At 63.9% G+C, this 7,275-nt stretch carries 7 protein-coding genes; 1 reads left to right on the top strand and 6 read right to left on the bottom strand.

The window, feature by feature from the left end:
• The 6 genes from M3O22_06730 to trpS all read right to left on the bottom strand — a co-directional run.
• A partial coding sequence (locus M3O22_06730) for a hypothetical protein (protein MDP9196441.1) occupies window positions 1-332 on the bottom strand: 332 nt, incomplete at its 3' end.
• Between the two features lie 219 nt (window positions 333-551).
• Window positions 552-1,322: a uroporphyrinogen-III synthase gene (locus M3O22_06735; GenBank protein MDP9196442.1), complete on the bottom strand. Its 771-nt coding sequence runs from the start codon at window positions 1,320-1,322 to the stop codon at window positions 552-554.
• Window positions 1,319-2,272: a hydroxymethylbilane synthase gene (gene hemC / locus M3O22_06740; protein ID MDP9196443.1), complete on the bottom strand. Its 954-nt coding sequence runs from the start codon at window positions 2,270-2,272 to the stop codon at window positions 1,319-1,321. Before hemC ends, M3O22_06735 begins: the two co-directional genes overlap by 4 nt.
• Window positions 2,273-2,463: 191 nt before the next feature.
• Window positions 2,464-4,275 (bottom strand): DNA mismatch repair endonuclease MutL, encoded by a 1,812-nt coding sequence (mutL, locus tag M3O22_06745; GenBank protein ID MDP9196444.1) that lies wholly within the window; start codon window positions 4,273-4,275, stop codon window positions 2,464-2,466.
• Window positions 4,272-5,561 (bottom strand): YihY family inner membrane protein, encoded by a 1,290-nt coding sequence (locus tag M3O22_06750; GenBank protein MDP9196445.1) that lies wholly within the window; start codon window positions 5,559-5,561, stop codon window positions 4,272-4,274. Before M3O22_06750 ends, mutL begins: the two co-directional genes overlap by 4 nt.
• A 17-nt stretch (window positions 5,562-5,578) precedes the next feature.
• A complete protein-coding gene (gene trpS / locus M3O22_06755) occupies window positions 5,579-6,577 on the bottom strand; it encodes a tryptophan--tRNA ligase (protein ID MDP9196446.1) in 999 nt (332 codons plus the stop codon).
• A gap of 144 nt (window positions 6,578-6,721) precedes the next feature.
• Here trpS and def point away from each other — a divergent pair, with 144 nt between their 5' ends.
• Complete coding sequence (gene def / locus M3O22_06760) at window positions 6,722-7,240, top strand: peptide deformylase (protein ID MDP9196447.1); 519 nt, start codon at window positions 6,722-6,724, stop codon at window positions 7,238-7,240.
• The last annotated feature ends 35 nt before the right edge of the window (window positions 7,241-7,275 follow it).

Here is a 7,275-nt window from a genome sequence, read left to right on the forward strand (position 1 = left end):
CTGCTGGTCCCTGCAAGCGTTGCGGACCAGGTCAGGTTCACGCCACCCGCACGGACAGCACCGATTCCGGCGTTTTCAGGACCGTGGCCTGCCTGGACCAGAAAATCTGTCCTGAAGACAAGGCCGTCAAAAAATACCGGGCACTTCAGCCCCGCAACAGGGCTGCTCACAGTCCCCCTGTTGCCCTGCAGGGTATATTCCAGGGTGATATGGCCCGAGCATCCGGTTTCTTCCGGGCTTTCCTGATTTTCACCGTCCTGGGCCCGCGCCTGTGCCCCCAGAAGGGCCCCTGCAGCAAGAAGAAATGCACCTGCTTTTCCGGAAATGGTCATGCCTGCTCTCCCCATATCTGCATCCAGGGAGCATTTCATCACGTTCTGATGAAAGGAAAACGGATTTGTGCAAACAGCTTTCACCTTTTGGGTCATCAATCCCATTGTTGTCATCCCGAGCGGAAGGCCACATTGTGGCCTGAAGTCGAGGGATCTCAACAGCAGAAGAAAGATTCCTCCACTCGGCTCCGCCTCGGTCGGAATGACAAAATGGGGCTGTCATCCCCGCTTTATGCGGGGATCCGGACCCCCGCACGGGGGCGGGGGTGACGAAAGGGTGTGGCTGATGATTGCCAGAAGATCCTCCAGCGTCGGCCTTTCTGCGGCCCGGACAGCCTTCCAGGACAGCCCGTCCAGGGCAGCGGCAACAGCAGGGCTGAGGCACAAAGCTTCTGCGCTGGCACAGTATTCCGCAATCCCGTCCCGGATCGCGCAATCCACAAAGGCCTGCGCCGTGCGGACAGACATGAACAGGGCACACCCGATCTGTCCCTGCCGGAAAGCGTCCACCGTTTCCGGCAACAGGTGCTGCACCGGCACAGCTTCATACAGGGTGGCCTTCCTGACCACAAAGCCATCGGGGGCCAGCATGGCCGCCAGATCACCGGCCGTGTGGACGCCTGCGGCATGCAGCAGGTCCCCCGCGTCCGGCCTGCAGGATGTCCGGATCAGGACCGCCAGGGCTTGCACATCCCCTTGCGCGCTGTACACTTCCACAAACCCGGCCCGGGTTGCCTCAGCCGCTGTGGCATCGCCAGTACCATAAAGGGGCAAAGAGCGGGGAAAGTCCTGCAATCGTGCCAGCGCACGAACGCCGTTGGCGCTGGTGACCACCACCGCCTGCACACCACGGACATCAATCAAAGGATCCGGGAAAAACCGGATCTCCAGCAGCGTATTGATGAAAACCTTCAGCCCCCGGCTTTCCAGAAGGGTAGCCAGAGGCGCAGCGTCCTGCAGCGGGCGGGTAACCAGAACGCCTGCGTTCACGTGTTCCCTGTGCCGAAAAAGCCCGGGGGCATTTTTTCTTTCAGCCGCCAGCCCAGCTCTTCCCCCAGTGCCGCTGCATCAGCCGCCGCCCCGGAAATATCCATCCGGATCACCTGGGACCCGTCAGGGCGGGCCACCAGCCCTTCCAGCCGCATCTGGCGCGTACCGTTGAGGCGGGCCAGACCAGCGATGGGCGCACGGCAGGAGCCATCCAGCACAGCCAGCATGGTGCGCTCGGCCGTCACTTCGGCTGTGGTCACGACGCACGACGCCGCACTGACCCAGCGGTTGATCCTCTCGTCCCCGGCCCGTGTCTCCAGTCCGATAGCGCCCTGGGCCACGGCCGGAAGCATGACGTCAATGCCCAGGATCTCCGTGGCACGGCTTTCCAGCCCCAGGCGTTTCAGCCCCGCCAGCGCCAGCAGGGTAGCGTGGACCTGCCCCTCTTCCATCTTGCGCAGGCGGGTTTCCACATTGCCACGCAGGGGCACCACCTTCAGGTCCGGCCGCCGGGCCAGAACCAGGGCCTGGCGACGGATCCCCGCTGTTCCCACCACGGATCCGGCAGGCAGGTCGTCCAGCTTCAGCCCGCTGCGGGAGAAAAAGGCATCCCGCGGATCTTCGCGGGGCAGCAGGCCGCCCAGGAGCAGCCCGTCAGGAAGATGCGTCACCATGTCCTTGGTGGAATGGACGCCCACATCCACCTCGCCGCGCAGCAGGGCTTCCTCGATCTCCTTGGTGAAAAGGCCTTTGCCGCCCATGGTGGTCAGGGGCTGATCCTTCGGCAGCTGCTGGGTCAGGTCGCCGGTGGTCCTGATTGGAATAATCTCGATGGCGCCAGGCGCGGCAAGCTCGGGACTGGCCGCGGCCAGCCTGTCACGGGCTTCCCGGGCCTGGGCCAGCGCCAGCGGACTGCCGCGGACGCCTATGCGAAGAAGGGGTGCTGTCATGGCGCCACTGTCTAGCGCTTTCCGGCCCGGGGAGGAAGGGGATTTTGTACGAGCAGGTCAGATGTTTACCTCGATAACCCGCTGCGGTGTGGCGAATGTCAGGAAGGAGGACCGCAGGACCGGAGCATACACTTCAGTATGTGAGGATCCGAGGACCGCAGTGACGCAGCAGTCGACCACCGCAGTCAGGGTTAGCGCCGCTCAAACAACCGTTCCAGGTCCTTCTGCGTCAGTTCAATGACCGTCGGCCGGCCATGGTTGCACTGACCGCTGTTGGGGGTCACTTCCATCTCCCGCAGCAGGGCGTTCATCTCGACCGTATTGAGAACCCTGCCGGCCCGGACCGAGCCATGACAGGCCATGGTGGCGCAGACCTCGTGGATGCGCTCCTTCAGGGACAGGGCCTCGTCCATCTCGGCCAGCTCGTCCGCCATGTCCCGCACCAGGCGCTGCACATCGGCCTGCCCCAGCAGCGCCGGGACCGAGCGCACCAGGACGGCCCCTTCCCCGAAAGCCTCCAGCACCAGACCCATCAGGGCCAGTTCAGAAGCCCGTGCGGCCAACCGGTCTGCGGATGGGCCGTCCAGCTCCACCACCTCGGGCAACAGCAGGCCCTGACTTTTGACACCACCCTCCTCCATGCCCCTTTTCATGCGCTCGTACACCAGACGCTCGTGGGCCGCGTGCTGGTCCACCAGCACAACCCCGCGGGAGTTTTCCGCCAGGATGTATGTACTGAACAGCTGGGCCCGTGCGGCCCCCAGCGGATACTCTCCGGGATCCTGTTCTGTCATAGTAACCTCGGCCACCCGCACACCTGGCTGTGCACCCAGATCCGGCAGGGGCGGCACAGCAGCCTGGGCAAAACCGGCTGCGGGTCCCCCTCCATACACGGCAGAAGACTGCCAGCCTCCGCCCGGGGAAAAGCTGCGCCCCTGGAAAGCCATGGGTGCAGGCCGGGCCGCCTCGACCGCCGCCGCGGCCAGCCCGGTCGACGTGCGCGTGGCATGCTGGTGCAGCGTGTGGCGCAAGGCATGGACCATCAGCCCGCGCACCAGCGCCTGGTCACGGAATCGCACCTCTGTCTTGGCTGGATGCACATTCACGTCCACATCGGCGGAAGGGACCTCCAGGAACAGCGCCAGGACAGGGTGCCGGTCCCGGGGCAGCAGATCCGCATAGGCCGCGCGCACCGCGCCGGTCAGAAGCCTGTCCTTGACCGGGCGGCCATTGACGAACAGGTACTGCTGGCGGGCCAGCGCCGTATTCAGGGTGGGCAGGCCGGCAAAACCGGTCACCCGGATCCCTTCCCTCTCCGCATCCACGGGAACAGCGCTGGCGGTAAAATCCTCTCCCATCACCGCGCCCAGCCGGGACAGGCGGGCATCGGAGGCAAGCCCGCCCGGCGCCGGAAAGCGCAGGGGCGATCGTCCCTCTTCAGTCAGTGTAAAAGCTACCCCCGGCCAGGCCATGGCCAGACGCTCAATCACATCGCGGGCCTGGTCGGATTCCGTCCTCTGGCTTTTCAGGAACTTGAGCCTGGCCGGCGTAGCATAGAACAGGTCGCGCACCTCGATCCGTGTCCCTTGCGGATGGGCCGCAGGGGCTGGCCGCCCCACAGCGCCGCCCTCCACCACCAGGGCCCACGCATCAGCCAGGCCCCTCGCACGGCTGGTAATGGTCATGCGACTGACCGCGCCGATGGACGGCAGCGCCTCTCCCCGGAATCCCAAAGTACGAATGGCCATCAAATCCCCGTCAGGCAGCTTGGACGTGGCGTGGCGCTCAACGGCCAGAACAAGCTCGTCTGGCCCCATACCGCAGCCGTCGTCAGCAACCGAGATCAGGCTCCGGCCGCCATCCCGCAGAACCACGTCCACCCGGCCGGCCCCCGCATCCAGTGCGTTTTCCACCAGCTCCTTGACGGCCGCGGCCGGGCGCTCGATCACCTCGCCGGCGGCAATCTGGTTGACCAGGGTTTCCGGAAGACGGCGGATTGTCATGGAGTATCCGTCTGCTCCAGGATTTTGCGCACAGGCATGGACAGAACATCGGCCACGGACTGGTCAGTTTTCCCGACCAGCTTCAGAAGGCTGTCCTGCCATGGACTTTCCAGGGTCGCAATACCCCGGATCATGCCGCGAAAGCCCGTATCCAGGGCCTTCACAAGGTCGTAGAGGGTTTCCTGACCCACATCCCGGGACAGCACCCAGGCATCGCGGCTGGACCGGACAATCCAGTGTTTTGCGGACAGCTGGTCCAGAAGGTCGTCCAGCACGCTGCCCCCCACGGGAATGCGCCCCAGCAGGGTATGGCGGCGAAGGCCCACGCCCAGGTGGTTTGCCTCGTGCAACTGGCGCAGGATGGCAACGGCCACCACCAGCCTCTGGGACGGCGCCAGGCCCTCGGGCCCCGCCTGGGTCAGCTGGCCCGAGCGCCATTCAGGCAGCGACGCCGCCACCACTGCTCCGCACAGGACTGTGGACCAGGCCACATACAGCCACAGCAGGAAAATGGGGATCAGGGCCAGCGCGCCATAGATGGTCTGGTAGGCCGGAAAGGCCGCCAGATACCAGCCAAAACCCCGCTTTGACAGCTCGAACAGAATGGTCGCCACAATCCCCCCGGCCAGAGCGTCAGTCCATTGCACCGTCCTGTTGGGAATGACCACGTACAGGACCGTAAAGCCCACCGCCTCCAGCGCCAGGGCGATAAAGGCCAGGATCTGCAGGAAGTCCTGCGTGCCGGTGCGCAGGTTCAGGGCCTGCATCAGGGAGGTGAGAGTGCCGGACACAGACAGGCTGATCCCGAACAGCAGCGGGCCCAGGGTCAGGATACTCCAGAACGCCAGCAGGCGCGTGACCAGAGGACGAGGCTCCCGCGCACGCCAGATGCTGTTGAACGCTGTCTCGATGGTGGCCAGCAGCATGACCGAGGTAATGGCGATACCCGCAATGCCAAAGCCTGTCAGCCGGCCGGCGTTGCGCGTAAACCGGTCCAGGTATGTCAGGATGGCGTCCCCGACGGCCGGAACAAGATTGCTGAAAATCAGGGAGCGGGCCTGCTGCTGCACATCGTCAAAGGCCGGAAAGGCTGCCAGGATGGCAAAGGCAATGGTCATCAGGGGCACCAGCGCCAGCAGCGAGGTATAGGTCAGCGCCGATACGGTCTGGAAACCGTTGTCCATGTAAAAGCGCCGCATGGTGTACCAGGACAGGCCGCCCACCCGCCGCAGGAAAGTTACGACCGTGACCGGGTGCAGCTTCTCAAGGGTTCTGGCGATGCTCATTGGCCTGTGCTCCTTGTCTATACCCTCAGAAGTCCGATGATATCCTTGACCTCATCCAGGGTCTTTTCGGCCATTTGCCGTGCCCGGTCCGAACCCTGTTTGAGGATCGTGTCAATCTCTCCGGGGTCGGCCATCAGACGGTTCAGCTCGCTGGATATGGGCGTCAGATGCGCCACCAGCACCCCGGTCAGGGCTTCCTTGAAGACCGAAAAGGTCTGGCCGCCGAATTGTATCAGAACCTGGTCCGGGGTTCTGTCTTCCAATGCCGCGAAAATGGTCACGAGATTGGCTGCCTCGGGGCGCCCTTCCAGCCCCTTTACCTCGGACGGCAGCGGCTCGGGATCCGTCTTCGCCTTGCGGATCTTCAGGGCAATGGTGTCCGCATCATCCCGCAGGTTGATCCGGCTGTAGTCGGACTCGTCCGACTTGCTCATCTTTTTCGCCCCGTCCCGCAGGCTCATGACCCGGGTGCCGATGCCCAGGATCTGCGGCTCGGGCAGCGGGAAAAAGTCCCGCCCGGCCGAGCGGTTGAAAGCCCCGGCGATATCCCGGGCCAGCTCCAGGTGCTGCTTCTGGTCCTCGCCCACGGGGATATGTGTGGCCCTGTACAGCAGGATGTCCGCTGCCATCAGGACGGGGTAGAAAAACAGGCCCGCATTGGCCTGCTCGGCCTTTTTTCCCGCCTTTTCCTTAAACTGGGTCATGCGGTTCAGCCAGCCCATCCAGGCGTAGGTGGACAGGATCCAGCTCAGCTCCGCGTGCTGGGGGACGGCGGATTGCAGGAACAGGATGTTTTTCTGCGGGTCAACGCCGGCCGCGATGTATGTAGCTGCCATTTCCCGCGTCTGGGCCCGCAGGATTTCCGGATCCGGGCTCTGGGTCAGGGCGTGCAGGTCCACCACGCTGAACAGGCATTCGCCCTCCCCCTGCATCCGGACCCAGTTGCGCAGGGCGCCCAGGTAATTGCCCAGGTTCAGGTGGCCGGTCGGCTGCATGCCGGACAGAATGCGTTTCACGGGATTGGCCCTCGCCTGTTCACAGGATCCTGATCCCTGTGTATCCGCCCTTGTCCCGCCTGTCCAGCATCACGGAAAACTTGACGAAAACAGCCACAGTACCTATGTGAGAAGAAGGATATTGGCATTTTGCAAGGCAGCCCCATGGCCCTTCTTCCCGTTGTCACAGTTCCCGATCCGCGCCTGCGCCAGACGGCTGCGCCCGTGACTGCCTTTGACAGAAGGCTGGCGCAGCTGATAGACAACATGCTGGAGACCATGTATGACGCCCCCGGCATCGGCCTTGCGGCGCCCCAGGTGGGCCTGCTGGAACGGGTGATCGTGGTCGACGTGACCCGCAGTGAGGAAAAACCGGAAGGTGAGCCCTTTGCCATGGCCAACCCGGAACTGCTGTGGCTGTCGGAAGAGCTGTGCGTCTATCCGGAGGGCTGCCTGTCCATCCCCGGCCAGTTCGCCGACATCACCCGCCCGGACAGGATCCGCGTGGGCTGGCACGACCGGGACGGAAAACGGCATGAGATGGAGGCGGGTGGCTGGCTGGGCCGCTGTATCCAGCACGAGATTGACCACCTGAATGGCATCCTGTTCCCTGACCATTTGTCGGCCCTGAAACGCGACATGTTGATGCGCAAATACGAAAAGACGCGCAAAAAGGGCGGTTAGCCAGAAACCGGCCCGACAGCGGGAATATGCAGTGT

The sequence above is a fragment of the Pseudomonadota bacterium genome (assembly GCA_030775045.1).
Taxonomy (GTDB): Bacteria; Pseudomonadota; Alphaproteobacteria; order JALYJY01; family JALYJY01; genus JALYJY01.